This is a genomic window from Candidatus Manganitrophaceae bacterium (assembly GCA_016200325.1).
Classification (GTDB): Bacteria; Nitrospirota; Nitrospiria; order SBBL01; family Manganitrophaceae; genus Manganitrophus.
The window spans coordinates 19957-46721 of record JACQEZ010000016.1 but is presented as its reverse complement, the minus strand read 5'-3'; the positions used below and the strand labels follow the sequence as shown (position 1 = coordinate 46721).

Below are 26765 nucleotides of genomic sequence, written 5' to 3'. Positions count from 1 at the left end.
AAAAGGGGGAGGCCGGGCTAAAATGGACTCTGGGGGCGCTCCTGCTGCCAGGCCTTGAACTCCTCCCGGGCGCCGCGCTCGCACCTCTCCCGGCCGGGGCGGCTTTCAACCGCGTAACAGATCTCGAGCGCGGCCGAGAGGTGGTGTCGGTAGTAGAACAGGGCGATTTCCCCGATCGCTCCATAACAGGCTTCAAACGGGCCCGGGGGAAGGGGGAACCGGTCACACCCGCGCGGCGCCGAGAGGCGGTACTCGGCCGGGTCGAGGTGGAGGTATTGCATGGCATTCTCCATCCAGAGGCCGTCGACGCACCGCCGGCGGGCATAGGCGTCGGGAAGGGAGGCGCAAGGCTGTTGGGCGGCGACGATATTATCAGACAGATGCATCAAGCCGTGTCCCAGGCCGTGGAGGCAAGCGTCATATGCGAGGGCCTCCTTACGGAGATCGGCACAGAGGTTGACGATGTCGAGCTGTCCAAGCGAGGCGGCGTGGTGCACCGCCGCCGCCACGACGCCATGATAATAGCCCTTGTGGCAGCTTGCATCTCCCTCATGCATCGCGCGGAGGAGATTTTTGCGGGCCTCGAAGCTTGCCTGTCCAAGGTCGTGGGCGAGCGGGTGGCAGTCATCGAGGGTCTCCGATCGGACCATCGCCGCCAGCATCTGAAGCAGCGCCGCGGTCTTTCCGGATCGGACAGCGTCCTGAGCGACCGGGGCGAAACAGCGGCGCTGTTCTGCAGGGGTGGAATGCCGGACGCAGTCGGCGATCTTTGAAATGGTCAACCCGGTTCCGATCGACCCGGTAAGGCTCGCCAGGAAGAGGAGGGCCGCGCCGATCAGGCCGAGGGCGCTCCATCGGGTCAGAAAAGAGGAGGTGAGTCGTTTATGCCGGAAAAGTTGTCTCATGCGGGTTGACGCATTATAAAGGGGATCGGCGCCGCACACAAGCCGATGGGCGGATAAGGTTAACCGCGGACGCCTATTTTAAATCGCACGTACGTGGCACCGCGCACGAAAAGGGGACGCTTTCGAAAAAGCGTCCCCCGAGTCCCGAAGAAGAAATCTCTCTTCTTATCTTTCATTATCGTTCACTCTTTAACCCTTACACTTATGCAACCCCGACGAGCCCTCCAGCGATCGCCGCGATGCCGGAGACGACCGCGGTGATAAAGGACCACCAGGCTGCGGCCGCGATGACCTTTCGGGTCTCTTCTGCCTGCCTCAGCCCCTCTTTTTTCAGTTCGTTCATCCGGCGATCGACCTCGGCCTTCATCTCTTCGGCTTTATTCACCATGTTGTCCCGGGTCGACTCGATCTGGTTGAGAATGTGCTCGGCATCTTCCGGAGAGGTATCTCTGCGGGAGGCAATGAGCGCCTTCAGGGTCTCCCGGTCGATCGCGCTGAAGCGCTGAATCAGTGCGTCGGCTCCTCCTTTGGGATCTCGGAAGAGGCGGAGGAGATCATCGCGCAGCCCCTCATACTTCAGCTCCGGGCGATTCAGCGAATTGAGATAATCGCGCAGACGGGAGATCGCCCGCTCCTGCGCCGCCGTGAGCCGTTGTTGCACCCCTCCCCCGCCGCGGGCGCGAAATTCCCGGATAATCTGCTCCGCCCGGTCTGCGGTCCGTTCCGCCTCCTCCCGCGACATGTCTTCCCGCTGCGCCAAGAGCGAGGCGACGGTCGATTTGTTGAACGCCTCAGAGGCCCGGCTCTGAAGGAGGGAGGCGCCCCGCTTGGGATCATGAACCAAAATTTCGATTTCATGTTTAATACTCTCGGGATTGAGCGCCTCCTTGCCGGTGTTGCGGAGATAGTTCTCCCATTCCTGCCGGGTTCTCTCCGCCTCTTCTTTCGAATAGCCGGCGAGGCGCAGTCCGGCATCGACGACCTTCTCCGCCGTCGGCTTCTCCGATCGGGCCTCCTCCGCCACCGTCGCAGCCGCTCCCTTCGCCTTCTCTACCGTCTCCCGCCGTTGCTCCCGGGAGCCGTATTTCGTCTCGAAAGAAGCGACGAGCTGGTCGCGGTCGAGTTGGTCGTCGTGTGTGGTCATCGCCCGAATTTCGGTATCGCTGAAGAGTTTCTCCAGCTCATTGCGGATTTCGCGCGGCTCGATCGGCTTCGGCTTGAGCTCCTGAATGAACCGCTTCATCTCGGTGCGCAGGTCGTCCGGTTCCATCTCCCCAAAGAGCTCGTTGCGCACCGACGCGGCGACTTGAGCGGCGGTGTCGGCCGCTTTCTCCTCCGGAGCGCTGCCGAAAATAGAGGTGGCCGCCTGCCGCATGGAGCGGAGTCCCGACGTGGCGGTATGGATCAGCCCACCGACCAGAGAGGTGACCGCCCCCAACTGCAGGTAGGTCATGGCGAGATAAAAAAGCCCCCAGATCGTCAGCCCGATGATCGCGCCGAGGGCGGCGCTGGCAGTGAGGCTGATCTCGACCGCGAGCCAGCTGGCAAAAAAGAGGGCGAGGCTCGCCGTGATTAAACTCCAGAGTCCATAACCGGTGGTGATCTTTCGGGCCGACGCCATGACCCCTGATTCGTCCTTCTCCATTTTTTTTGATTTTTTAGGATCGTTCGTCTCTGGCCGGTCTACCGGCCCGAGGGCGGTGACCCCGGCCGCCACCGAAAGGTGGGTGAGCGCCAACTGAAACGCGACGGCGAGAGCGATTCCGACCAGAAGCGCGGCAAAGAAATGCGGCCCGGAGAAGAGAACGGCGGCGCCGCCCGGGGTGACGGCGACCGCCGCGTCTTGTGCATAAACAGGATGAGACCAAAGCAACAATGCGACCATTGCGCCGATCTGTTTAATCGATATTCTCATAAAAATCTCCTTTCAAAATCTCCGACCCGTTGATGCTGATCGAGGATGGGCGGGGGCTTCAAAGGTCGCCGGCCGCTCATCTCCTGAGGTTTGACTTGTTCTGGATCAAATCGGTTTTCTGCTGGATCAACGTCGGACAAATCCCAATTTCTATCGTAAGAACCTAGAGGAAGGGAGTCAATTAGATCAAAGGAGGGAGCAATCTACTCGAATGGATTAAGAGCGACAGGATGAAAACGAGTAAGCGGCATTTCTGGGTTGTGATGAATTCCATAGGAGTCTTCAACGGCAGGAGGCCCAAAGCGGCCTTGCCGATTTGAGCCTCTGTCTTGGTTCTCTTTTAATGAGGGCGGGTTGTATTGAACGGCGGCTCTGCGCCTTGTTAATGACGGCAGACGATGGTTCCTTCCATTCCGAGTCTGCGGTGTCCGGGAAGGGGGCAGAAGTATTTGAACTCCCCCTTTTTCGCGACGAACTTGACGACCGTCCGTTCTCCCACGGTGTCAATCCGGGATGATTTGACGTTGATATCGGGAGCCGTGAAGATATGGGGGCCGCCATCGCCGTTTTCAATGACGAGCTCCACCACGTCCCCTTCCTGAACTTCAATCGTCGGATTTTTGGTGCCATCCTTCCCGACGAAGGCCAGATCGTCCGACATGTTTGTTTTTAAGGTAAATGTTTCAGCATGCACCCTGCCGGCGGCTAGAAAGACAAGAGAGAGAAGAAGAACCATCGAGATCTTCATTTTTTATTTTTCCTTTCTACATTCCGATTTAGGATTTATGAGAGCGCCATCGTGCTATTTTTTTCATGCCGCTCGCTTTCCATCCGATGCACCTGCTGTGCCCGGGCGGTGAGCAGACACCCCTTTGAACAGGTGACCTCGCCGTCGAAATGCGGGCAGCGGACGACGTCGAGCCCTTTTCCGATTTTTTGAGGATTCCTGAAGATGTTGATTCCGAGGCGAACCTTCATCCCCTTTCCAGACTCGGGGCAGATCACTTTGACCCGTTTCACCATCGATCTTGCCGAGGAGAGCCAGTAGACGGTGGGGATCAAGGCAAGAACCCCGATCGAGAGAAGCCCGATCCAGGGGCCGACGGTTGAAGCGGACCAGATCGCGAATTCCATGGAGTACCTCCTTGGTTGGAGACCGGCCGTATTGGACCGGTGAGATGATTCATCGTTACAATACAGAGTTTGCCTCAACCGCTCGGAGGGGACAACACCACGAAAGGGGTGTTTTTGAAGCTAAGGGAGCTAAGCATAGAGAGGCGCTTTCTGGAAGGAGAGACCGCAGACATGTTATTTTAAGAAGGGGAGAGTGATGCGATAGAGAGGAGGCGAGGTGGAGAGAAGAATATTAGGACATTCCGGATTGGAGGTGCCGGTGGTCGGGATGGGGAGCTGGCGGACCCTCGATGTGAGTGGCAGGGTGGCTGAAGCGGAAGCCGATGCTCTCATTGCGCAGGCGCTCGAGAAAGGGGTGAGCCTCTTCGATTCATCCCCGATGTATGGAGAGGCCGAGCGGGTGTTGGGGCGTGCGCTTCAAGGGCAGAGGAGCGCGGCGATCGTCGCCACTAAAGTCTGGGCGCGCTCAGAGGCGGAGGGGCGCGAGCAGATGGATCGGGCGCTCGCTTTTTTCGGCGGCTCTGTTGATCTCTACCAGATCCACAATCTGGTCCATTGGCGAACGCATCTACCGGTTTTGGAGGGGTTGAAAAAATCGGGGGAGATCACCGCGATCGGTGCGACGCATTACAGCCCCTCGGCCTTCGACGAGCTGAGCGAGGTGATGAAGACGGGACGGATCACCGCCATTCAGATTCCCTACAACCCGAGAGAGCGGGAGGTAGAGCGGATGATTCTTCCGCTGGCGGCCGACCTCGGTCTCGGTGTGGTGGTGATGCGTCCGTTTGGAGAGGGGAGCGTTTTGCGACGGCTCTCCTCAAAGGCAACCGACGCCAATCTGAAGCCGCTCGCCCCCTTCGGTATTGAAACCTGGGCGCAAGCGTTGTTGAAATGGATTTTGAGCGATCGACGCTGCCATGTGGCGATTCCGGCGACCTCCAACCTCACACACCTCAATGAAAATGCCGCCGCGGGCGCGCCCCCCTGGTTCGGGCCCGATGAGCGGGCCTATGTTGCGCGGCAGGTCGGCTAAAATGAAACGGACGACTTCCTTGAATTATTTTTTGCTGTTCTCTTACGGCGGCGTCAGGTCGAGCGGTATCTCGGTGCTGTCATCGGCATAGCTGATTTGGAGCTTCGCAGCGGTTGTGTTTCGGGGAATGACGAAGAGAACCTCTCCTTCTTTGGCCGATTGGGCCGGGATCAACGCATTTAATCCCCCGTCGGGCGCCAGCGGAACGCCGTCTAAGACCAACCGGAAAGAACGGTCCCAAAAGTTCGCGTCGAACGGTCGGTGATTCATCATCCGCAGCCGGATTTGAAGCGTTTCTTTCTCCGCCGTTCGGGGCGCCACCTCCGCCTTGAGCAAAGTAAAGGTCGCCCTGGCGCTCCCCGGCTGATTGCCGAGTTTGTAATCGCGCATCGCGGGGAGCGTCACGGCGTAGGTTGTTCCGGACGGCGAGGAAGGGGCCGGCGGCGGAGCGGTCGTCACAACCGGAGGGCTCTTCGGCTCGAACCAGCCGGTCTGTTTGATCGCCACGATCAGCCCGGCGAGCGCGGTCACAACGGCGGTGAGACTGGTGAGGATGCCGGGAAGCGTCTGCAGCCAGTTCTTGAGATTTTTTCCGTTGTTCACCGACTTCTTCCCCCGCAGAGGAACGAAAAGATCTTGTTTCAAGATATTAATATCGACATAAGGAAATTAAAGAGTCAATAGAAAAGCGGCGAAAACAAAAGGGGACGCTTTACAGCGTCCCCCCAGCTTCATCGATATCGATATCTTGTTGATCCGGATGCCGCCGGCTTAGTTGCGCTTTGAGATTTTCTCGTCGACCGTCATGTTGTTGACCACCTTTTTTACGCCGTTGATGTCGTCGACCAGCTTGGTGGTAAGGTCCTTTTCAGCGGTATTCCGGGCGCGACCGCTTAAGGTGACCACCCCGTCGTTCGTCTCCACCTTGGTGTCCCCGGCGCTGGTGGAGCGATGAGAGAGCAACGCCATCTTGACCTGAGCGGTAATGGAGGCGTCATCGATATTCTGGCCGACGCTTTCATCTCGTCTGGGTTCGTCCCGCTTTGCCCCGCTCTTGGCGACCGTCATCAGATTTTTGACCCCCTTTACCCCTTCTACTTCTTTGGTATATTCGGCCGTCAGATCCTTTTGGGCCTCACTCTCGGCTTCGCCTCGCAGGGTGACGAGCCCGTTTTTGGCGTCGACCTCCGTTTTGACGGCGCTCACATTCTTGTGAAACAGCAGGGCCGACTTTACCTTGGTCGCAAGCCATCCATCCGAATCCTTGGCGGGCCGCTCCCCTTTCACCTTCAGTTGATTGTCGACCCGTTTAACGCCGGGTAATCCTGCCACGGTTTCTTGAGCCAGCGTCTGATGGGATTCTTGGTCGACGGTTCCGGTCAGGGTGACGACGCCGTCTTTTGAGTTCACATGAATCGAATCGTCTTTGAGATAGGTTTTAAACACGTACGACTTTTTCGCGGCTGTTTCGATCCGATCATCCGTGTCGGAGGCGTGCAGCGGGGCCGACGTGACGAAGAGAGCGATTGCAGCCGCCATCAGCAGTCTTGGATAGAATGTTCTCATTTGAGTTTCTCCTTATTTATGACTCCGGTGGCTTTCCAAAAATCCGTCTATCGTGGTGCGAGAGTCACGATCTTCTCGGCGGGTGTTGAGAGCCGACGTTGTCTTATTTAGAACGCATGTGAAAATAACATCCAAAGCACAATCAAGCCGAAGGGCACTCCTAATAACCAGGCGATAAAATATCTCATTGTCTCACTTTATATAAGCAACAAGAATGCCGGAGGGAAGTATACGAAAAAATAGGAGAATCGCCGATGGTGCGATCTTTTCTTATGAAACTTTTTGCAGGTTAAAGACAAGTGATATCTCAACCAGAGATCCCACAGCAACCTTTTGACTCAGATGCCAACAGTGGGATATCGGTGAGGAGCGTATGGAGGGGCAGGCATTTTCTTTTGGACTCTGAAACTTTTTTGTTTGTTTGAAGATCTCTACCCAAACAGGTCGCGGGTGTCGCTAACCTTCTCAGGATATTCGTGAGCGGGGTATCTTTCAAAAGACCCATTAATGATAGAAAGAGAAGATCCGTTGGCATGCTCGAGGATGAATCTTTTTGATCGTCTTCTCTTTATCGCTTTCCGTCTTCTTCTCTCTTCAAGTCCAGACGTTCTTCCGCTCGGATTGCTTTCATCCTGTCCCCTCCAGTAGAGGTGAGTCCTTTTCGAGGAGCGCCTGTTTTCCCTTCTTCCCTTCATAGAGCGATGAAGTAAACGCGGCTGCGCGGTTTACTTCATCCGACCCTTCCGGACCATCCGGATCACAATCAACCCAATCAATCCGAACAACTCGGCCGCATCGAGCGGTCCGCGCGATTGTCCTTCCGTCGGTGATACCATTGTACAGCCGCCGCCACCCCCTCCGCCGGCGCTGCTTTGCGCCGAGGAGACGCTCGGCGTGATTCCGGCCAGGCTGGCCGACGCATGGGCCGTGTGCTGGTAGTTGCCCGATCGGTCGTAAGAGGAGGCGGAGTAGTAGTAGGTCGTATTGGTTTCCAAGCCGGCGTGGACGGTGCTGACCGATTCGCCCGGCTGGCCGGAGAAGTCGCCGAGCACCGTCCCGTCGTTGAGATCGGTCGGGAAGCGGTCGGTCCGGTAGACGACATGGACCCCGACGAAGTCGGAATCGGAGGGATTGACCCAGTCGAGTGTGACCTGGTTATTGCCGGGGAGGGCGGTGAAACTCTGAACGTCGGCCGGCGGGGTGGTGTCGATCAGGCTGGTCGTCGTGAAGGTCTGGTCACTCGAGACGGAGAGATTCCCCAGCGCGTCGGCGCTCCGAACCCGGTAATGATAGGTCGTGTTGTTTTGAAGGTTGGTCACGGTTTGTGAATGGCTGTTGAGGAGTGTTGCATTCAGTGTGGTCAGCGTGCCGTAAGCGACCGTCTCTCCATACTCGATCTGGGTGGTGGCCGGCTCATCGGTCCCCCAGCTGATCGTTACCTGGTTGGCCCGGAGGTCGCTCGCCGTGATCAACGCCAGCACCGGCCCGGAGCTGTCGGGGGCGGCCGCGGTGGTGAAGGTGTTGTCGCCTGAAAAAGCGGTGTGGTTGGTCGCATCTTTGCTGATCACCCGGTAGTGATAGGTCGTGGAAGGATTCAGGCTGCTCAACGTTCGGGTATGGCCGGTCACGAGCGTTGTGTCGAGCACGGAGAGGGCGCCGTAGGCCGTCGTGGCGCCATACTCTACCTGAGAGGTGGCGACTTCGTTCGTGCTCCACGAAATCTGAGCGGAGGTGGCGGTCAGATTCCCGGCGGCGATGCCGGAGAGGACCGGCGGGGTCGTGTCAGGGAGCGCGGCGGTGGTGAAGGTGTTGTCGCCGGAGGTGGAGAGATTCCCCGCGGCATCGCTGCTGAGAACGCGGAAGTGGTAGGTGGTCGACGCCGAGAGGCCGGTCAGGTTTTGGCTGTGGCCGGTGGTCAACGCGCCATCGCGGGCCGTCGACGCGCCATAGGCCGCGGTGGTTCCGAACTGCACCTGGCTGTCGGCCGCTTCGTTCGTTGTCCAGCTGATCGTCGCGGCGCTGTTGGAGAGGCTGCCGACCGTGATCCCCGAGAGGACCGGCACCGTCGTGTCAGGCGCGGCGGTTGTGGTGAAGGTGTTGTCGCCCGAGGTGGCGGCATTGCCGGCGGCGTCTTGGCTGAGGACCCGATAGTGATAGAGGGTGCTCGGCTGCAGGCCGGTGAGGCCCTGGCTGTGAGAGATCGACAAGGTACTGTTGAGCGGCGTGATCGACCCATAGGCCGTGGTGGTGCCGAACTGCACTTGCGTGTCGGCTATTTCATTCGTGGTCCAGTGGATCACCGCGCTGCTGTTGCTGAGGCTTCCCGCGGCGATTCCCGAGAAGGTCGGCGGGGTCGTATCGGGCGCGGCCGGCGTGGTGAAGGTGTTGTCGCCGGAGGTCGCCGCATTGTTCGCCGCATCCTTGCTGATCACCCGGAAGTGATAGGTGGTCGAGGCCGAAAGGCCGGTGAGGCTCTGACTATGGGAGGTCGACAAGCTGCTATTGAGCGACGTCGACGATCCATAGGCGCTGGTAGTCCCGAACTGCACCTGGGTGTCGGCCGGCTCGTTGGTGGTCCAGCTGATCGTCGCACTGTTGTTTGAGAGACTCCCTGCGGCGATTCCCGAGAGGACCGGCGCGGTCGTATCGGGGAGATCGGGTGTTGTGAAAATATTATCGCCGGAGGTCGCCGCGTTGTTGGAGGCATCTTTGCTGATGACCCGATAGTGGTAAGTCGTCGACGCGCTCAAGCCGTTTAACGGCCGGGTGTGGCTTGTCACAAGGGTCGTATCGAGGGTGGACAAAGCGCCGTAAGCGGTCGTCGGCCCAAACTCCACCTGAGAGGTCGACAGCTCGCCGGTGCTCCAACTAATCACCGCCGAGGTGGGGGTCAAGCTGCCGGCGGTAATCGCCGACAGGGTGGGGGCCGACGTGTCGGGCGGGGCGGTGGTGGTAAAGGTGTTGTCCGCCGAGGTGGCTGTGTTATTGGCGGCATCTTTGCTGACGACGCGGAAATGATAGGTGGTCGACGGATTCAGACCGCTCAAGGTGCGGGAGTGGCCGGTCACCAGGGTGGAATCGAGCGCCGAGGAGGCGCCGTAAGAGGCGGTCGTTCCAAACTCCACCTGAGAGGTCGCGTTCTCATTGCTGTTCCAGGTGATCGTCACCGACGTGGCGCTGAGATTATTCGTCCCGATTCCCGAGAGGGTCGGCGGGGTGGTGTCGGGGGCGCCAGGGTGGTAAAGGTGTTGTCCCCGGAGGAGGCGGCGTTGCCGGCCGCATCTTTGCTGACGACGCGGAAGTGATACGTCGTAGAGGCCGAAAGGCCGCTGAGACCCTGGCTGTGGCTGGTCGTCATCGAGGTATTGAGGGTCGTTGAGGCGCCGTAAGAAGTGGTCGTGCCGTATTGAATCTGGGTGTCGGCCGCTTCATTCGTCGTCCACGAAATCGTGGCCGAGGTCGGTGTGATCGCGCTGCTGGCGATGGTGGAGAGCGCCGGCGGGGTCGTGTCGGGGGCCGCCGGGGTGATAAAGGTGTTGTCCCCGGAGGTGCTGAGGTTTCCGGCGGCATCACGGCTGAGGACCCGGAAGTGATAGGTCGTCGACTCAACAAGGCCGGTGAGTCCTTGGCTGTGACCGGTCGTTAACGTGCTCACGCGGGTCGTCGATGATCCGTAAGCGGTCGAGGTGCCGTATTGCACCTGGCTGTCGGCCGGCTCGTTGGTGGTCCAGCTGATCGTCGCGGCGCTGCTGGCGAGGTTTCCGGCGGTGATCCCCGAGAGGACTGGCGGGGTGGTGTCGGGCGGCGCCGGGGTGGTGAAGGTATTGTCCCCGGAAGTCGCTGTGTTATTCGCCGCATCTTTGCTGACGACTCGGAAGTGATAAGTCGTCGACGGATTTAGACCGCTCAAGGCACGGGTGTGGCCGGTGACGAGGGTCGCGTCGAGTGCCGAGGAGGCGCCATAGGAGGTCGTCGTACCATACTCCACCTGGGAGGTCGAATTTTCATTGGTGTTCCAGGTAATGGTCGCCGAGCTGGCGGTAAGGTTTCCGGCGGCAATCCCGGAGAGGGTTGGGGCGGAGGTGTCGGGGGGCGCCGGCGTGGTAAAGGTATTGTCGCCGGAGGTCGCCGTATTGTTCGCCGCATCCTTGCTGACGACGCGGAAGTGATAGGTGGTGGAGGCCGACAGGCCGCTGAGCCCTTGGCTATGGCTGGTCGTCATTGCTGTGTTGAGTGTCGTGGAAGAGCCATAGGAAGTGGTGACACCGAACTGAATTTGGGTGTCGGCCGCTTCATTCGTCGTCCACGAAACGGTCGCAGATGCCGAGGTGATTGCGCTGCTGGCAATCGCGGAGATCGCCGGCGGGGAGGTATCGGGGGCCGCCGCGGTGGTGAAGGTGTTGTCGCCAGAGGTGGCGACATTCCCGGCGGCATCTTTGCTGATCACACGATAATGATAAAGGGTCGAGGCGGTCAAACCACTCAACGTCCGGCTATGGCTGGTCGACAGGGTGCTGTTGAGCGGGGAGAGCGCGCCGTATCCGGTCGTCGTCCCATATTCGACCTGGGTGGTCGAGGTCTCATTGGTCGTCCAGGTGATCACGGCGCCGCTGCTGGTAAGGCTGCCCGATCCAATTGCGGAGAGAACAGGGGGGGTCGTATCGGTAAACGTTTTGTTCACCTCGGTGGAAAAGCCGCTTTCGTTCCCGGAAGTATCATAGGCGGTCACGGCGAAATAATAGGTCTGGGTTCCCAATCCGGTGACGGTATAGGAGGTCTGATTCCCGACATCGACCGGGGCGCCATAGCTTCCGACGGCGGTGCCGTAATAAACTTTATATCCCGCCAGGCTCGCCTCCTTATTGGGATCCCAGGAGAGGAGCGCATTTCCGGCATTCGCCAGACTGTTCCAACCAAAAAGGATGATTAAAACGACTCCGATGATTGTCCCACGCTTCTTCATTCCGCATTGCATGACGTGGTTCCTCCTACAAAAATAAAAAGCCGCCAAATAGAATTTCCTTTGGCGGCTCGGCGGGCATGGCGGGTGGCTTTAGCCCCGTTGCTCTGCGTCCCCATCTTTCGATGGGTTTGCTCTGAACAAAGGTTGAATAACCAGGTCAAAAAAAGGCCCGTTCCTCGGAACGGGCCCCTGCCTAAAGATGCGGCTGCATCCTCATGGCAACCAGACGAACCTTGGGAAGTGAACTCACCCCCCCACACCTAGGTCTCTTGGCTTTGCGTCCTACCCTCTCGGGTCGTTTGCCCTTTTTCACGAGTGGTACGAAAATCGATGTTGTTGGAATGAATACGCAACTGAAGTGCCAATGTGGTGAAAAGGGGGCCGACTCTGGAAGGTCTCCAAAAAATCTTAAAAAGAGACCGGTTGGCGGTCGTCCGCCGGGACTACGGATTTAAATCCAGGGATGGAGCAGGTTTAAGAATTATTGAAAAAGTATTCAGGAATGGAATCGGTAGAAGCCAAATAAGGGATAGGGCGAGACATTTTTTGACGGACCCTTATGGCAGGGGCTTCCCATCCTTATCCAAACGCTCAAACGGCGCGCCGGCGTGAAAACGGACAAAGTCCACAAAACCGGTAAACGCTCCCTTCCATCGGTTCCCTTCTCTGTAATGAGGAGAAGCCTTTTCCCGGCGATTTTAGAGGACCTCTTGCATTGTCTCCTCACAAACTTCTATACTGATCGGATGCAAACCGACACGAGAATCAAGATCCTATTGACAGACGACCGGCCCGAGAATTTGCTTGCATTGGAGGCGATTCTCGACTCCCCGTCCTACGGCATTGTAAAGGCGCGATCCGGAGAGGAGGCGTTGAAAGCGCTTCTCACCCATTCCTTCGGATTGATCCTGCTCGATGTGCAGATGCCGGGCCTCAACGGATTTGAAACCGCGAAGCTGATCAAGGCGCGGGGGGTGTTTCGGCACATTCCGATCATCTTCATGAGCGCGATCCATAAAGCCTACGAATATGTTTTGAAAGGGTATGCGGCCGGCGGGGTTGATTACCTCTTTACCCCTTTTGATCCCGATATCGTTCGGGCGAAAGTCGCGGCCTTGGTCGAGCTTCATCACCAGAGCGGAAGTCTGGCCCAAGAGCAGGCCGATGTGATCCATCAGAATGAACGGAGAAAGCGCTACCGGAACTTGGCCGATTCGATCCCAATCATCGTCTGGACGGCGCGTCTCGATGGCCCCATCGACTATATCAATAAAGAATGGCGGAACTATACAGGATTGACATCCGAGCAGAGCAAGGGGTGGCGGTGGATGGAGGCCGTTCATCAAGAAGACCTTCAAGAGTGTCTCGACCACCTGACCCATGCGATCCGGCGCGGCCAGGGTTGCGAGGTTGAATGTCGATTGAGAGGACGGGATGGAAGCTATCGCTGGCATCGGCTTCAAACCGTTCCGGAGAAAGCGCTCAAAGGCGAGCTCATCGGATGGTTTGGAAGCGCAATCGACATCCACGATCAAAAGCAGGAGGCATGGAAAAAGAAATTAATGCGTCTTTCCTAATTCGCCTGATCCGCCTGATCTGCGCTGTGGCTGCGGCGCCGCCCCCTCCGAGGTCAGCCCCGCCTTTCCCTGATATGGAATTAAGAAATGTCCCAAGAGAAACGAAATATATTGTTGGTGGATGACCATCCGGAGAACCTGCTTGCGCTGGAGGCGGTCCTCGACCTTCCCGAGTATCACCTGGTCCGGGCCCGCTCCGGGATGGAGGCGCTCAGACTGCTCCTCAAAAAGCAGTTCTCCCTCATTTTGCTCGATGTCTGTATGCCGGGGCTCAATGGCTTTGAGACCGCCGCATTGATCCGGGAGCGTCCGAAGACGCGAAATACGCCGATCATTTTCGTGACGGCGGTCAACAAAACGGAGCAGGATGTGGCGAAAGGGTATTCCGTCGGCGCTGTGGACTACATCCTCAAGCCGTTTGATCCGGACGCGCTCAAGGCCAAGGTGGCGCTTCTGTCCGGCGTCCACGAAACGGATCGGATGGGACCGCGCGCCGCGCCCCCGACCCTTCAGGGGAGAATCTCCTCTCTAAACAGATCGAAGGGGGTTCCTCCGCATTACCTGAATCTGGCCAATGCCATCCCGCAGATCGTCTGGATTGCCGCGCCGAACGGCGTGATCGATTTTTTTAACCAACCCTGGTTTAACTATACCGGCCTGACCTTTGAAGAAAGCGAGGGATGGGGCTGGAAGAAGCTGATCCATCCGGAAGATCTTCAACCGGCATTGGACGGATGGTCGGAGGCGATTCGTCTGGAGAAAGATTATGAAATCGAATACCGTCTAAAACGGGCCGACGGCGCTTATCGCTGGCACTTGGTTCGCGCTTTTCCGGAGCGAGATCCGCAGGGGCGGATCCTCGCTTGGCATGGAACGTCGACCGATGTCAACGACCAGAAGCAGGTGCAGGAGAAGCTGCAACGTACGATCGAAGCATTGGAACAGAAAAAAACCGAGGCGGAGATGGCGACCCGTCTTAAATCGGAATTCGTCTCCAATGTGTCACACGAGCTGCGAACCCCGTTGAATGCCATTTTCGGCTATACCGCCCTTCAATTACAAGGGGCGTACGGCGAGATGACGGAAGAGCAGAAGGTTCCGGTGGATCGAATTCAAAAAAATGCGGCCGAGCTGCTCGGCTTAATCAATAACCTCCTCGATCTCTCGAAGCTGGAGTCAAACCGGATTCCGATCCTCCTGGAGCCGGTTGATCTAAAGTCCCTTCTTCCGGAGGTGTTTAAAAATGTGGCGCCGTTGATGGATGGAAAGCAGGTGGAGGTCCTCTGGAGGATTCAGAACGACCTCGCTCCGCTTCAGACCGATTCTTTAAAAGTCCGGCAGATTTTTATGAACCTTCTAACCAACGCAATCAAGTTTACCGACCAAGGCTCCATTACCCTCTCCATTTTCAATGAAGCGGGTGGAATCGGTCTTTCCATTGCAGATACCGGAATCGGAATCAAAGAAGCGGACCTCCCGATCATCTTCGATCCTTTTCGCCAAATCGACGGCTCGACCACCCGGCGGGTCGGTGGAAGCGGTTTAGGGCTGACCATTGTCAAGAAGATGGTCGACGTGCTTCAGGGTCGGATCGACGTCAAAAGTGAATTCGGAAAAGGATCGACCTTCACCGTGTTTTTGCCGCAGCTGCGCGCCGCCTCCTCTGAATCGACCCACTCCCAGGAACAGGCGCCGGCGGCCTGACGCGCCGGCCCCGCCTACACTTTCTCGGGCTCGCCCAACATCTCTCCCACCGGCTTTAGCCGCTCCGAATGATCAAAAACCACCCGCATCAGCGCTGTCAGCGGCAGCGACAAGATCGCCCCCCAAATCCCCCAGAGCCAGCCCCAGAACATCAGCATGAGAAGAAAGGTCAACGGATTGATGTCAACTTTGTGGCCGACGGTGAGCGGGATGAAAACATAATCATAAATCACCTGCAGCCCCACCAGAAAGATCAACGTCACGAAGAACGGTCCCGGACGATCAAACTGGATCAACGCCATAAAGAGGGGAGGAATCGCGCTGACGATCAGCCCGACGACCGGGATGACCCGGAGCACCCCCGAAAAGATTCCCCAAAGAAAGGCATATTGGATGCCGATGGCCCAGAGGCCGAACCAGACGGCCAACGCCACGGTTAATTGCGCCAGCGCCATTCCAAACAAAAATTGCTGCATCACCTCCGAAATCCGGTTGAACATCTCTTCCAGCCGGCTCCTGAGTCCTTTTCCTACCATCAGCATGATTTGCTCTTTTAAAGCGGGGGAGTACATCAACATAAAAAGGGAGAGAAAGAAGATCAGGATTAAATTGATGACCAACTCGGTGATCCCTCCAAACCAGGCCGGCAGATGAGCCAGCAGGGCGTTGAGGGCCTGACCGAAAGGGATTTCCGGCGCCTCCCCACTCCCAGGGAGATGTTCTGCAAAGTTTTTATAGGCTTCCTGGAGGGGATGAAAGAGTGCGGTAATCCGCTCTTGATACTGAGGAAGGTTCGCGATCAGCACAGCGAGCTGACTGAAAAAGAGATAGATAAAACCGGAAAGGATCGTATAAACCAAGAGGAGGGCGAGAACGATCGCCAGAGGAGCGGGAAGATGAAACGGTTTCCCCTTCACTCCGATATGAAGCCGCACCATCCGCCGGACCAGCGGATGGACCAGATAGCTCAACAAGATGCTGAAGACCAGCGGGATCATGATGACCGAAGCGAGGCGAAGAAAAATGAGGGTGATCGCGACCAAAAGGGTCACGTGGGTCAGCGTCCGCAACGTGGGGTTCATCGGGATTTCCTTCAACGAGGACTCTAGGGTGAGGGACTCTACAATGAGAGTAGCATAGCCGTACTTTTCCCCGCCAGTCGCGCGATCCGATCCTCTCTTGACAGGAGGTCAAACGAGACCCGGAAGCAGTGCGGTAGGAGGATCAGGAGGCCGATCTAAGCGGGCTGAATTTGCGGGGCGCTGGGAAGGCCCGGTCGAGCTCCGTCAGGTCGTCGCTGCCGAGGCGGACTTCGAGGGCGGCCCGATTTTTCAGCAGATGCTCGAAATGGCTCGCTTTAGGGATCACCATTGTCTCTTCTTTCTCAAGCAGCCAGGCGAGCGCGGCCTGCGCCGGCGTGATGCCGCGCCGCGCCGCAATCTTTTTCAGGGCAGGCTCGCCGAGCATCCGCCCTTGCTCAATCGGCGAGTAGGCCATGATCGGAAGGTGGCGCTCGCGGCACCAGGGGATCAGATCGAGCTCGACCTCCCGATGGGTCAGATTGTAGAGAACTTGGTTCGCCGCAACCTGCCGGCCCTCCGGAAGGGCCTCCAGCGCCTTCAGATCGGAGAGATCGAAATTGCTGACCCCCCAGTTCCGAATCTTGCCGGAGCGCACCAACGCTTCAAAGGCCTCCACCGTTTCAGAGAGGGGATAAATACTCCGCCAGTGAAGCAGATACAGATCGATCCGGTCGGTCCGCAAGCGCTGAAGGCTTCGCTCGCAGGCGGCGAGGGTGCCGCGCAGATTGGCATGGTGCGGATAGACCTTGGTGACGAGGTAGACCGCGTCGCGCCGGCCCTCCATCGCCTCCGCAACGACCCGCTCCGCCCCTCCTTCACCATACATTTCCGCCGTGTCGATGAGGGTCAAGCCGAGATCGAGGCCGAACCGGAGGGCCGCCACCTCTTCCGAACGCCGGGACCGCGACTCCCCCATGCCCCAGGTTCCTTGGCCGAGCGCCGGGACTTTTAATCCGGAAGGAAGTGTGACCTGCCTCATGATCTCTTCTCCGCACTTAAATCGGATCGTCTGATTCTCTTTCGCGATCACACGATCTGATGTTCTCGCGAAAGGGGTCCATTGGATTAACGTTATTTTACGGAGAACCCACAGAGGGAGACAATAGACAGCGGAGATGATCCCCATCGGATGTATTGACTGGAGGCTTTTTTCCGATAGCGGATGAGACAGAAACTGCGGGGGGTTGCAGAAGAGAGAAGGGGATGATAAAACAAAAAGAGAAGGAGTGTATCAGATGGGAATCGCCCTGTTGAAAACGAAATCGATTCATTCTCCCATTGAGCCGGAGAAAGACGGCTTGCGTATTCTGGTGGCCCGTTTCCGCGGACGCGGGGTGAAGAAATCGCACTATGACGTCTGGATGGCCAACTTGGGGCCGAGTGAGCCGCTGCTGCGGGGCTTCCTCGGCGGCACCGTCGATTGGAAAACCTATACTCGTCGGTATAAGGCCGAGATGTTCCAGCAAGGCGGGGTCGATCAATATAATAAGGTGATCCGAAATCATGGGCAGAAGTTTACGCTCCGACTGATTAAGAAGCTGGCGGAAAGCCAGCCGGTCACCTTGCTCTGCCATTGCGCAGAAGAGGAAAAGCATTGCCATCGCCATCTGCTTAAAGAAATGATTTTAAGCAAGAAGGTCTGACCTTTTTTGATTGCGGCGACGCCGCTTCCCACCCGCCATGCATCTCGCATCCTTACTAAAAAACGCGATCGGCTAATTTATCTGCGCCATCGGCTAATTTATCTGAAAGACGCCATCCGCTGAGACTGAGAGATTCCCTGCCGCATCTTTGCTTTTGACCCGGTAATGATAGAGGGTCTTGTGTTTAAGACCCTTGAGCGTTTGGGTATGAGCGGTCCGCATTGTCGCGTCGACCGGGGTCGATTTGTCGTAAGCGGTCGTCGACCCATACTCGACCTGCGACGTGGCCGGTACATCGGTATTCCATACAATCGTCGCGCTATCTTTAGTGATATTGTTTGCCGCGACCCCGGAGATCGTCGGCGGCGGGAGCGGGGTGGTCGCGCTCGACGGGGCCGATTGCGCGGAGAGATTTCCAGCGCCATCGATGGCTGCCACGGTGTAGCTATAGGTCGTATTGGCCGACAGACCGGTATCGGCGTATCTCGGCACGCTGCTCGTTCCGATCAGACTCCCTCCGCGATAGATCGAATACGATTGAATGCCGCCGGCATCGGCCGGGGCGTTCCAGGAGAGATTAATTTGCGATGGAGAGACGGCGGTGGCCGTCAAAGAGGCTGGGACGGAGGGGGAGACGGCCTCGGAGGAGGTGGTAAAGGCATTGTCGGCCGAGACCGCCAGGTTGCCGGCGGCATCGCGGCTCAGGACCCGATAGTGGTATGCGGTTCCCGCCTGTAGCCCGGTCAGGCTCTGCGCGTGGGTGGTCACCATCGCCGTATTGAGGGGAGTCGATGCGCCATAGGCGGCGGTGGTCCCGAACTGCACCTGGGTGTCGGCCGGCTCATTGGTTCCCCAGGTGATCGACGCGCCGTTGGAACCGATCCCCGAGACCGTCAAGTTGGAGATCAGAGGCGCCGTTGTATCGGGCGTGGTGCGAATGGTTTTGCTCACCTCATTTGAAAAAAGGCTCTCATTGCCGGAGGCATCATAGGCGGTGACGGCGAAGGAGTAGCTGCTCCCCGTGGTGAGACCGCTCATCGTCCAGGTGGTCACATTCCCGACATCGATCGGGGCGCCGTAGTTTTGTGAGGCAGCGCCGACATACACCTTGTAGCCGGCGACGGTGGTGTCGGGACTCGGATCCCATGCGAGAATAGCCTCCGCTGCGAAGAGGAGCCGGTGATCCAGAGAAAACAGAAGCATAATCAGCAGAAGAAGAATCGGTTTTCGGATTGCGTCTCGGATCATTTGAGTTACCTCCACATAAAAAAAGCCGCCATGAATTTTTCGGCGGCCAGAGGTATTTCACATCCGCTTTCTTTGCGCTCTGTTTCCAAGCTCTTGAAGGAGAATGTTTTTACTTTAGGCCTAAATACAACCGAGGCACAATGCTAGAAGCTCAATAAAACCCGTAAAAAATCTTAACCGTGCGACCGACTCAGGAGATCCGCCCTGCCGATTGCCTATTTTCCGGCTCCTCTATCCATTTCGTCCCATCTTGTTAGGAGTAAAGTATGGATGGTTCGAGATCGGGCAACATAGGAAAACTTTATCGGTCTTCGCTTCTCTGGTATTAGATATCGCTTTCAATCCACGCGCGTGTATCCCATGTAAGTATTAATACAAATGGATAGACCCAAATGGTTTTAAAAACTCGACATTTCATCCTGCCAGAAAATAGACGGAATCAGCCGAAGCGTCCGGTAGGGAAGCCTTGCCTCTCTTGCGGGTCCTTCTTTCTTTCCGGTCGATTAATATGAAAAGGGATTCCCTGTGTAAATGGATGGGAAAGGCCAGCTTGCCTGTTGACGTAATTTTCAATGTTTTTTTGTCATTTTTCGCTTGATTTATTCGCGCTTCCGGGTTATCTCTGAGGGTGCCTATCCAGAGACAATGATACGTAGAAACTAATCTCTATCCCGAAAAGAATTTAAATTGAAGCAGACAAGAAAGACGAACCGAAAGAGCCCGGCCAGAGAACCAGAGCGAAAACGGCGTGTGGCTCGGCCGGCCGATTACCGGAAGGAGGCCGAGAAAAAACTAAGCGGGAAAAAACAAGGCCCGCGCAGGGAGCTGTCGCGCAGCGAGATCGAGGCGCTGCTTCATGAGCTCGCGGTGCATCAGGTTGAATTGGAAATACAAAATGAGGATCTTCGCGCAGCGCGGGATGAGCTGCAGGCGTCCCGAGACCGGTATGCCGATCTCTATAATTTCGCTCCGGTTGGTTATTTTACCCTCGATGACAAAGGACAGATTCTCGAGGTCAACCTGACCGGTGCCGAACAACTCGGCCTTTCCAGAAAACAGATGGTCGGGATCCCTTTTAGCCGGTATGTGGCCGATGAGAGCCGGGGCGCATTCTATGCCCATCTGAACACCGTTTTTAGCAGCCGGTCTCAACATCGTTGCGAGCTGAAAATCAGACGGATCTGCAACGAAGGACGACAAAAAAAAGGCGCTTTTTTCAACGCTGAGATGGAGAGTCTCTACGCGGAGACGGAGAACGGGCGCGGGGGGTGTCGGACGATTCTCAGCGACATTTCCGAACGAAAGAAAGCCGAAGCGGCGATTCAGGCGATGAATGAGGCGGTGCAGCGTAAAAACATTCAGCTGGAGGAGGCGAGCCGGGCCCGAAATCGGTTGTTCTCGTTTATCTCGCACGAATTGAAAACCCCGCTCAACAGCATCGTCGGGTTTACCCACCTTCTCGACAATGGAACCTATGGTCCCCTCTCCCCGGAGCAGAAGAGGGTCTTGCTCCGGCTTTCGGTGAATGCGGAGGAGATGGTTCGTCTGATCAATAATATTTTGGATCTGGCTCGGATGGAGGTTGGAAAGGTCGACGCAAAATGGATCCGGACGGATGTCCGAGAGCTGCTGGAGAGAATTATCTTCTCCTTCGAGCCGTTTCTCAGGGAGAAAGAGCTCTTTCTGGAGAGCCGGTTTGCCCTCGATGCTTCGGAAGCCGTGTCGACCGATCCGGAGAAGGTTCGGAGCATCGTCACGAATCTGTTGAGCAATGCCGTCAAATTTACCAAGACAGGCGCGGTTCGGTTGGAGGTGACCTCCCTTCCGATAGGGGGCGGGATTCGCCTGGTCGTCTCCGACACCGGCATCGGGATTGCGCCGGAAGATCTGGAGAGAATCTTCGAGGAATACGAGCGATCCGGGTTCGTTCAGGAGAATCCGATCCGGTACACCGGCGGAACCGGCCTCGGATTGTCGATTGTCAAAAAGACGATCGACCTGCTCGGGGGGACCGTTCGGGTCGAGAGCAGGCTCGGCGAAGGGACCACCTTTACGGTCGACCTTCCTGAAAAAGAATACCGCTAAAAAACGCCGCGAATCGGTTATCCCGTATAAAGTCCCTCATGATTCCTGCCGGCGGATCAGCGCCGGCAATTCATAGAGTCCCTCACTCGTGAGGCCATAAAAGACCGGAAGGCCAAGGAAGACGGCCAGCGCCGCCGGTGGACCGATCAGGTAGCCGAGCACGCCGGCCGCGGCATAGAGGGCGACGCCGGCGAGCGCCCGGATCTGCTCCCCGGCGAAATATCCTTCCGGAACATTCCTTTCGACCAACTCCCGATGTCGGGCGAGATAGCGGTAGAAGATCAGCCAGCTCAGGCAGAGGAGCGCGCCGATCAACGCATAAAACCCGACGGCGGTCCGCTCGTCGGCCCGATTGCCCGACTGCATCGTCTTGGAGATTACGGCGGTGGGGAAAGGGAGCAATGCGGTCGTAAAAAGAATCCCCAGATTGGCCCAGTGAAGCCCCCGGTCAATCAATCGAATCCGCCTGAAGGCCGCTTTGTGATTGGTCCAGACGACCCCGACATAGAGGTAAGAGATGACATAGGCGAGGTAGGTCGGCCATTGATGGAGCAGACCGGAGAGAAGCCGCCCCGGCTCAACCTCCGGCGGACGGAGGTCGAGGACCAGCAAGGTGATGACAATTGCGAAAATCGCATCGCTGAATGCTTCGGCCCGTCCGGTATCGGCTACCGTGTCCCTCCGATCTGCCATCGGCTCCCTCCGTCGATAGAATGGAATGATTCCAGCCTAGAGCGCCGATTGAGGCGATGTCAATCGACAGAAAGGGGTAATCGCTTAGGGGGACCTCCATTGCAAAGAGTCAGACGAACGGAGGGTCGAATTGTCCGAGAGAAGGTATCGGACATACGGAGCCGATCATAGGCAATCAAGCCGATTTATGATATTATTCCGTTCCGATCATTTCCGGCTCCGTCCGAGCCGATATTGTTCTTGAAACTTGAACGGAGCGCTGCTTTTTGGAGGTATTTTGATTCATCAATTAGCCGGGTGGGCGGTCGCCGCCCTGATTGTTCTGCTCCCGCGAATGGGATATCCCCAATCGGAAGGAGCCGGTCTCGTTCCGAGTCACATTCACAACGCAGTCTATGAAGTGATCGTCGCCAAGCCCCCGGAAGCCTCTTTGACGTATGAAAAGCCGCTGCCGATGGAACTGCTTCCCTTCACCATCCGAAATGATAAATATTACTCGATCGGCACCGCCTTTGCGATGAATGAAACCGAATTGATCACGGCGGCCCATGTCCTCAACTTGGGGGTCCGAAGCCAATTTAAAGAGATATTCCTCCGAGACATCAACGGCAAGGTCTTCCCGCTCGACAACATCATCAAGTTTTCCAGCCGGCGCGATTTTGTGGTCTTCACCGTCAAAGGCAGAACCTCCCCGGAGCATCTGGAGCTCAATCCGAATTCCCAGATCAATGAAAAGGTCTATGCCGTCGGAAATGCATTGGGTGAGGGGATCGTCATGCGGGACGGCCTCTACACCTCGAACACCCCGGAAGAGATCGATGGCGCCTGGAATTGGATCCGATTCTCCGCCGCCGCCTCCCCTGGCAACAGCGGCGGCCCGTTGCTCGATCATAATGGAAAGGTGATCGGCGTGATGATCCGAAAATCACCGAATGAAAACTTAAATATGGCGCTGCCGGCGGCCGAGGTTCAGAAAGCCGACAGCCGATTCGCTGAGATTTACCAGAAGAGCGTTTATCAATTGGATATTTTTGATTCAATTAAAACCGGAACGCTCGATACCCAAATAAAGCTGCCGATGGGATATAACGACTTCAGAAAGAGCTATATCGATCTGAGAAATGAATTTAATATTCAACTTTTAAAAGCGCTGCTGGCGGAAAACAAAGAGACCCTCTTCCCGAACGGAGCCGGCGCCCAGAAGCTGCTCTACAAGAACATGGCTCCCGAGTTTCCTCAGTTGATCGTGAAGCGGGTCGACGGCAATTGGGATGCGGCTTCACCTGAGAAATTGGATCGCTCCGACCTGGGGAACCGGGGATACATTACCCACGGTAGAGTGAAAAGCACCCTCTTTCTAAAAATTCAAAAACCCGACACCGTCTCCCTGAGCGATTTTTATTCCGATTCGAAATTATTTATGGACCTCATCTTAAAAGGGATCCCTTGGTTCCGGCTGATCGGCCCGGAGCGAATCAAGGTGACCTCGTTGGGGAAGGCCGACAGCGAGTCAATTTACATCGACGCGTATGGCCGGAAGTGGATGGTCAAAACATGGCCGATCCCCTATGGCGATCAAGAGATGGTCGCCTTCTCGCTGCCGGTCCCGGGCGGTACCGTGACGATGTTGCGGGTCGATCAGACGGGCGACGCTCTCGACGGGCATATTCCCGATTTAAAGACGCTGAGCGATTTTATCAACCTCTCGTTTGACGGCACCTTTAAAAAATGGCGCGAATATCTCGGGATGAAGGAGATCATTCCCCCCCTGTTCAACAGCATTGAATTGACGGTGAACAAGGACGAGTTTCGATACAAGTCGAAGCGGTTCAAGGTGTCGGCCACCTCTGAGGTCATCCCTCTGAGCGACCAAAGCATGCTCACGATCGGATTCGGCTACTATCGGGGGAGCGATCATTCGACTATCTGGGATGTGTCGCGATTGTTTTTTAACGAAGACAATTTCAAACACAACGGCTTCACCCTCAATCGAAACATGAAGGTCGACGAAGAGGTCGATGATGCCGATTTGAATCGGTGGAAGAGACTTCTGGAGGGAGACAAGCCGTACGATATGAAGGCCTATCTTCTCAAAGACAATACCGCCATCAGCACCGTCTACAAGAATGTCTCGGCGATGAAAACCAGCCAAACGGTTTCCGTATTATACGACCTCACCCATATTAAAACCGGCATGGTCGACCAGAGTACGATGGAATCGAGCCTCAGTAAAGTGCTTAAGGAGGTGGTCGTCTACGAGAATTGATCCAACCGATCATGCCGTACGCTGTTGTCGAGCGCCCGATTCAGAAGACCGGGAGAGGTTCGATCGTTGCCGGGAGAGGAGCCGCGTGATCTCTTCGGCGGGGAGGGGATGGCTCAAAAGATATCCTTGGACCTGGTCGCATTGAAGCGAGCGTAAGAATTGAAGCTGCTCCTCCGTTTCCACCGCTTCGGCGATCACCTTCCGCTTCAGGCTGTGCGCGAGGGTGATGATCGCGGTGACGATCGCCCGGTTGTCAGGATCGGTGGTGATGTTGTGGATGAAGGTGCGATTGATCTTCAAGGTGCTGACCGGAAACTGCTTGAGGTGATGCAGAGAGGAAAAGCCGCCTCCAAAGTCATCGATTGAAATGTCGATCCCGATCGCCCTCAGCTGCCGCAACGTGGTGACGGTCGTCTCCGAGCCCTTCATCAGGGTGCTCTCTTTCAGCTCCAGCTCCAGAGCGTGTGGGGAGAGGCCGGTCTCGTCAAGCAGCCGGGTGATCGCTTCATAAAGATTCTTTCTCCGAAAGTGGGTCGCCGAGATATGGACGGCGATCCGAAAGGGGGCCAGCCCTCCCTCCTGCCAAGTTCTGTTTTGCACACAGGCGGTCCGTAAAACCCACTCTTCAAGCGGTATGATCAGGCCGATCTCTTCCGCCAGCGGAATAAACTCGGCCGGGAGGAGCGTTCCGGCGCCGGGACGGATCCAACGGACGACCGATTCCATCCCGATGATCTGCCGGGTCGCCAGATCGACCTTCGGCTGATAATGCAATTGGAACTCCTTCCGCTCCAACGCACGGCGAAGGCCGTTTTCCAGTCCGAGCCGATCGGTCGCCTGATCGTCCAGCGCGGGCGCATAGAGCTGGAAATGATTTCTCCCTTGCCCTTTCGCACGGTACATGGCGGTATCGGCATTCTTGAGCAGGGTCTCGCAGTGATCGCCGTCGTCGGGGTAGATCGCGACCCCCATGCTGGTGGTGATAAAGAGCTCCCGTCCTTCTAATTTAAAGGGGGTTGACAGCGCCTCGACGATTTTTTGTGCGACGAGAAGGATGTCCTGTCGCGCTTGAAGCTCTTCCAAGAGGATCACAAATTCATCGCCGCTGAGGCGGGCCACGGTGTCTTCTTCCCGGATACAGCCGGTCAGCCGTTCCGCCACGAGCTTCAGCAGCAGGTCTCCGAACGGATGCCCCAACGTATCATTGATCGTCTTGAAATGATCCAAGTCCAAAAACAGAACGGCCACGGGACGCAGCGGCCAGCGGGCCCGGGCGAGGGCCTGGCCGAGACGTTCGTAGAAAAGGGTCCGGTTGGGGAGATGAGTAAGGGGATCGAAATTCGCCAAATGCTGAAGCCGCTCTTCCGTCTGCTTCCGCTCGGTGATATCCCGAAAGCTCCAGACCCGTCCGACGGTCTTCCCGCCGATCCGCTGGGGCTGCGAGAAGAGCTCAAACACCCGTCCATCTTTCAATTCCAACAGACCCTGATGTTCCGTCTCCGACGCCGCATATCGCTTCCGGAGGTCGATTAAGAACCCCTCGGGGTCTTTCAACTGGCTGACGATATGGGCCAAGGCTTTTTCATTCTCTTGCGGGGCGATAAAGGAGCCGGGGAGATTCCACATTTGGATAAACTTTTGATTGAACCGGACGAGCTTCCCTTCCCTGTCTACGACGAGAATGCCGTCGGCGGTCGACTCCAGCGTGGCGCTGAGCAGAGAGAAGGTCCGCTTGAGCGCTTCCTCCGCTTGCCGGCGATCGGTCTCGTCTTTCAGCGTCAAGACGGCGCCGACGATCAGGCCATGTTCTCGGATCGGACTCAGGGCCGAATCGACCCGCCGCGGGGTGCCGTCGCGGCGCAAAACGATCCGATCGATCCTTTGCTCGGTTTTTCCATCCTGAAGCAACCGAGGCAGGTCGATTCGGGGCGAGTCGTCCTCCGTATTCTGCAACACCCGATCGATCGGCTGTCCGACGAGGGCGTCGAGCGGATAACCGGTCATCGCCGCCGCGGCCGGATTTGCAAAGGTGATGATCCCGCGCGGGTCGAGGCCGATGATTGTTTCGCCCGCGGAGTTTAAAACGAGATCGGCCCGGGCGTGGGCCTGCTCGCTGATCCGCCAATTTGCCAGGAGGACGACACTTTCACACCCGATAAACACCGCATGGATCACGGCCCATTTCCAGGGATGGGCAAAGGCGTCGGGATGATTGTAGACGAGGCTCGGAACGAATTGACCGGTAAGCCCATGTTCCATGCCGACGAAGAGGATGGCGAGGAGATAAGGAACCCAGTCTTGGTAGAGGGAAATGATGGCGAGCATGACGAAGAAGTGAAAGTGCGCTTCAATATAACCACCCGAGAGCTGGACGAGAATGGCGGAGGAGGTGATCAGGCCGAGGCTGGCGGCCGCGGCCCGGTCGCTGCGGCTGAGCTTGCTCCACGAACCGACCATCGCGGCCGCAGCGATCAGCGCCCCCTCGCCGAGGCTCTGGAGGGGACCGAACCCGCGATAGAAACCGAAGGCGGTCAAGCCGACCGCATGGAGCCAGGTCAGGAGAAGGATGGCACGATGTCGCGCCTGCCACTCTTTCTCAGGAAGGGCGCGTCCCTCGGGAATCACCTTGCGGATGATTCCCAGGAGCCGACTGAATTGAAACCGCCTCCGCTCCATGGTGGGTGTCTCCTTCTCTCCGCCGAAATGATGCGCCGCGCTGATGTCTTTATCGATCGTGAGCCGCCGCCGGAATGTCTAAATCCCTCTTTGTTAAGGCTAAATTCATTAAAGATCATCCCTGGGTAAAAGTCAAGCAAGGAGGGAGATGCGTCATAAATACTATTTCGCGGCCGGTCGCGCTCAACGCTCCAACCCATCCGATCCGGCATTGATGAAATATTCTGGGTGTTTACCGGGAAGAGTGTGATAAAATCGATCCCATTCCGGACCCT

19 protein-coding genes and 2 riboswitches are annotated in these 26765 nt (G+C 57.0%); of the genes, 6 read left to right on the top strand and 13 right to left on the bottom strand.

Translation table 11 applies throughout. The features are described from left to right. Nucleotides 1-17: 17 nt before the first annotated feature. The 4 genes from HY282_13100 to HY282_13085 all read right to left on the bottom strand — a co-directional run bounded on the left by HY282_13100 (nt 18) and on the right by HY282_13085 (nt 3954). Entirely contained in the window at nt 18-905 is an 888-nt protein-coding gene (locus HY282_13100; protein ID MBI3804688.1) for a hypothetical protein, read from the bottom strand. A 202-nt stretch (nt 906-1107) separates the two neighbouring features. Next, nucleotides 1108-2820 carry a hypothetical protein gene (locus HY282_13095; protein ID MBI3804687.1) on the bottom strand — a complete coding sequence of 571 codons (1713 nt, stop codon included), beginning with the start codon at nt 2818-2820 and terminating at the stop codon, nt 1108-1110. A 382-nt stretch (nt 2821-3202) separates the two neighbouring features. Continuing rightward, nucleotides 3203-3568, bottom strand: coding sequence for a cupredoxin domain-containing protein (locus tag HY282_13090; GenBank protein MBI3804686.1), 366 nt, complete (start codon nt 3566-3568; stop codon nt 3203-3205). Between the two features lie 35 nt (nt 3569-3603). Continuing rightward, the gene (locus HY282_13085) at nt 3604-3954 is read right to left on the bottom strand and encodes a hypothetical protein (GenBank protein ID MBI3804685.1); all 351 of its coding nucleotides are present in this window, start codon (nt 3952-3954) and stop codon (nt 3604-3606) included. A gap of 217 nt (nt 3955-4171) precedes the next feature. Here HY282_13085 and HY282_13080 point away from each other — a divergent pair, with 217 nt between their 5' ends. Beyond that, nucleotides 4172-4987, top strand: coding sequence for an aldo/keto reductase (locus HY282_13080; GenBank protein ID MBI3804684.1), 816 nt, complete (start codon nt 4172-4174; stop codon nt 4985-4987). Nucleotides 4988-5029: 42 nt separating this feature from the next. Here HY282_13080 and HY282_13075 read toward each other — a convergent pair whose 3' ends face one another. The 4 genes from HY282_13075 to HY282_13060 all read right to left on the bottom strand — a co-directional run bounded on the left by HY282_13075 (nt 5030) and on the right by HY282_13060 (nt 11528). Next, complete coding sequence (locus HY282_13075) at nt 5030-5590, bottom strand: hypothetical protein (GenBank protein ID MBI3804683.1); 561 nt, start codon at nt 5588-5590, stop codon at nt 5030-5032. A gap of 168 nt (nt 5591-5758) precedes the next feature. Continuing rightward, nucleotides 5759-6553: a BON domain-containing protein gene (locus HY282_13070; GenBank protein ID MBI3804682.1), complete on the bottom strand. Its 795-nt coding sequence runs from the start codon at nt 6551-6553 to the stop codon at nt 5759-5761. Nucleotides 6554-7278: 725 nt separating this feature from the next. Then, nucleotides 7279-9720: a fibronectin type III domain-containing protein gene (locus tag HY282_13065; GenBank protein ID MBI3804681.1), complete on the bottom strand. Its 2442-nt coding sequence runs from the start codon at nt 9718-9720 to the stop codon at nt 7279-7281. Continuing rightward, on the bottom strand, nt 9717-11528 hold the full coding sequence (locus tag HY282_13060) for a hypothetical protein (protein MBI3804680.1): 1812 nt from the start codon (nt 11526-11528) through the stop codon (nt 9717-9719). Before HY282_13060 ends, HY282_13065 begins: the two co-directional genes overlap by 4 nt. A gap of 47 nt (nt 11529-11575) precedes the next feature. Continuing rightward, a riboswitch (cyclic di-GMP riboswitch) is annotated at nt 11576-11659 on the bottom strand. A gap of 71 nt (nt 11660-11730) precedes the next feature. Then, nucleotides 11731-11830, bottom strand: a riboswitch (cyclic di-GMP riboswitch). A 432-nt stretch (nt 11831-12262) separates the two neighbouring features. Here HY282_13060 and HY282_13055 point away from each other — a divergent pair. Both HY282_13055 and HY282_13050 read left to right on the top strand, forming a co-directional pair. Further along, nucleotides 12263-13093 (top strand): response regulator, encoded by an 831-nt coding sequence (locus HY282_13055; GenBank protein MBI3804679.1) that lies wholly within the window; start codon nt 12263-12265, stop codon nt 13091-13093. A gap of 87 nt (nt 13094-13180) precedes the next feature. Continuing rightward, nucleotides 13181-14797 carry a response regulator gene (locus tag HY282_13050; protein MBI3804678.1) on the top strand — a complete coding sequence of 539 codons (1617 nt, stop codon included), beginning with the start codon at nt 13181-13183 and terminating at the stop codon, nt 14795-14797. Between the two features lie 14 nt (nt 14798-14811). Here HY282_13050 and HY282_13045 read toward each other — a convergent pair whose 3' ends face one another. Then, the gene (locus HY282_13045) at nt 14812-15879 is read right to left on the bottom strand and encodes an AI-2E family transporter (protein MBI3804677.1); all 1068 of its coding nucleotides are present in this window, start codon (nt 15877-15879) and stop codon (nt 14812-14814) included. Nucleotides 15880-16021: 142 nt separating this feature from the next. Then, complete coding sequence (locus tag HY282_13040; protein MBI3804676.1) at nt 16022-16858, bottom strand: aldo/keto reductase; 837 nt, start codon at nt 16856-16858, stop codon at nt 16022-16024. Between the two features lie 256 nt (nt 16859-17114). Here HY282_13040 and HY282_13035 point away from each other — a divergent pair, with 256 nt between their 5' ends. Next, the gene (locus tag HY282_13035) at nt 17115-17522 is read left to right on the top strand and encodes a DUF488 family protein (protein MBI3804675.1); all 408 of its coding nucleotides are present in this window, start codon (nt 17115-17117) and stop codon (nt 17520-17522) included. 93 nt (nt 17523-17615) lie between these two features. Here the strand turns inward: HY282_13035 and HY282_13030 are convergent, their stop codons facing one another. Next, nucleotides 17616-18770: a fibronectin type III domain-containing protein gene (locus HY282_13030; GenBank protein ID MBI3804674.1), complete on the bottom strand. Its 1155-nt coding sequence runs from the start codon at nt 18768-18770 to the stop codon at nt 17616-17618. Between the two features lie 687 nt (nt 18771-19457). Between HY282_13030 and HY282_13025 the strand changes: the two genes are divergently transcribed. Further along, the gene (locus HY282_13025; protein MBI3804673.1) at nt 19458-20855 is read left to right on the top strand and encodes a PAS domain S-box protein; all 1398 of its coding nucleotides are present in this window, start codon (nt 19458-19460) and stop codon (nt 20853-20855) included. 36 nt (nt 20856-20891) lie between these two features. Here the strand turns inward: HY282_13025 and HY282_13020 are convergent, their stop codons facing one another. Then, nucleotides 20892-21548 (bottom strand): DUF1211 domain-containing protein, encoded by a 657-nt coding sequence (locus tag HY282_13020; protein ID MBI3804672.1) that lies wholly within the window; start codon nt 21546-21548, stop codon nt 20892-20894. 277 nt (nt 21549-21825) lie between these two features. Here HY282_13020 and HY282_13015 point away from each other — a divergent pair, with 277 nt between their 5' ends. Beyond that, complete coding sequence (locus tag HY282_13015) at nt 21826-23814, top strand: trypsin-like peptidase domain-containing protein (protein MBI3804671.1); 1989 nt, start codon at nt 21826-21828, stop codon at nt 23812-23814. Between the two features lie 9 nt (nt 23815-23823). Here HY282_13015 and HY282_13010 read toward each other — a convergent pair whose 3' ends face one another. After that, nucleotides 23824-26490: an EAL domain-containing protein gene (locus HY282_13010; GenBank protein ID MBI3804670.1), complete on the bottom strand. Its 2667-nt coding sequence runs from the start codon at nt 26488-26490 to the stop codon at nt 23824-23826. Nucleotides 26491-26765 lie beyond the last annotated feature (275 nt).

What these genes read in the sequence shown, in the direction of transcription:
- HY282_13060 (MBI3804680.1), bottom strand. Translation starts at nt 11,528, where the DNA reads ATGCAATGCGGAATGAAGAAGCGTGGGACAATCATCGGAGTCGTTTTA.
- HY282_13035 (MBI3804675.1), top strand. Translation starts at nt 17,115, where the DNA reads ATGGGAATCGCCCTGTTGAAAACGAAATCGATTCATTCTCCCATTGAG.
- HY282_13045 (MBI3804677.1), bottom strand. Translation starts at nt 15,879, where the DNA reads ATGAACCCCACGTTGCGGACGCTGACCCACGTGACCCTTTTGGTCGCG.
- HY282_13050 (MBI3804678.1), top strand. Translation starts at nt 13,181, where the DNA reads ATGTCCCAAGAGAAACGAAATATATTGTTGGTGGATGACCATCCGGAG.
- HY282_13085 (MBI3804685.1), bottom strand. Translation starts at nt 3,954, where the DNA reads ATGGAATTCGCGATCTGGTCCGCTTCAACCGTCGGCCCCTGGATCGGG.
- HY282_13055 (MBI3804679.1), top strand. Translation starts at nt 12,263, where the DNA reads ATGCAAACCGACACGAGAATCAAGATCCTATTGACAGACGACCGGCCC.
- HY282_13095 (MBI3804687.1), bottom strand. Translation starts at nt 2,820, where the DNA reads ATGAGAATATCGATTAAACAGATCGGCGCAATGGTCGCATTGTTGCTT.
- HY282_13070 (MBI3804682.1), bottom strand. Translation starts at nt 6,553, where the DNA reads ATGAGAACATTCTATCCAAGACTGCTGATGGCGGCTGCAATCGCTCTC.
- HY282_13020 (MBI3804672.1), bottom strand. Translation starts at nt 21,548, where the DNA reads ATGGCAGATCGGAGGGACACGGTAGCCGATACCGGACGGGCCGAAGCA.
- HY282_13030 (MBI3804674.1), bottom strand. Translation starts at nt 18,770, where the DNA reads ATGATCCGAGACGCAATCCGAAAACCGATTCTTCTTCTGCTGATTATG.
- HY282_13010 (MBI3804670.1), bottom strand. Translation starts at nt 26,490, where the DNA reads ATGGAGCGGAGGCGGTTTCAATTCAGTCGGCTCCTGGGAATCATCCGC.
- HY282_13100 (MBI3804688.1), bottom strand. Translation starts at nt 905, where the DNA reads ATGAGACAACTTTTCCGGCATAAACGACTCACCTCCTCTTTTCTGACC.
- HY282_13040 (MBI3804676.1), bottom strand. Translation starts at nt 16,858, where the DNA reads ATGAGGCAGGTCACACTTCCTTCCGGATTAAAAGTCCCGGCGCTCGGC.
- HY282_13090 (MBI3804686.1), bottom strand. Translation starts at nt 3,568, where the DNA reads ATGAAGATCTCGATGGTTCTTCTTCTCTCTCTTGTCTTTCTAGCCGCC.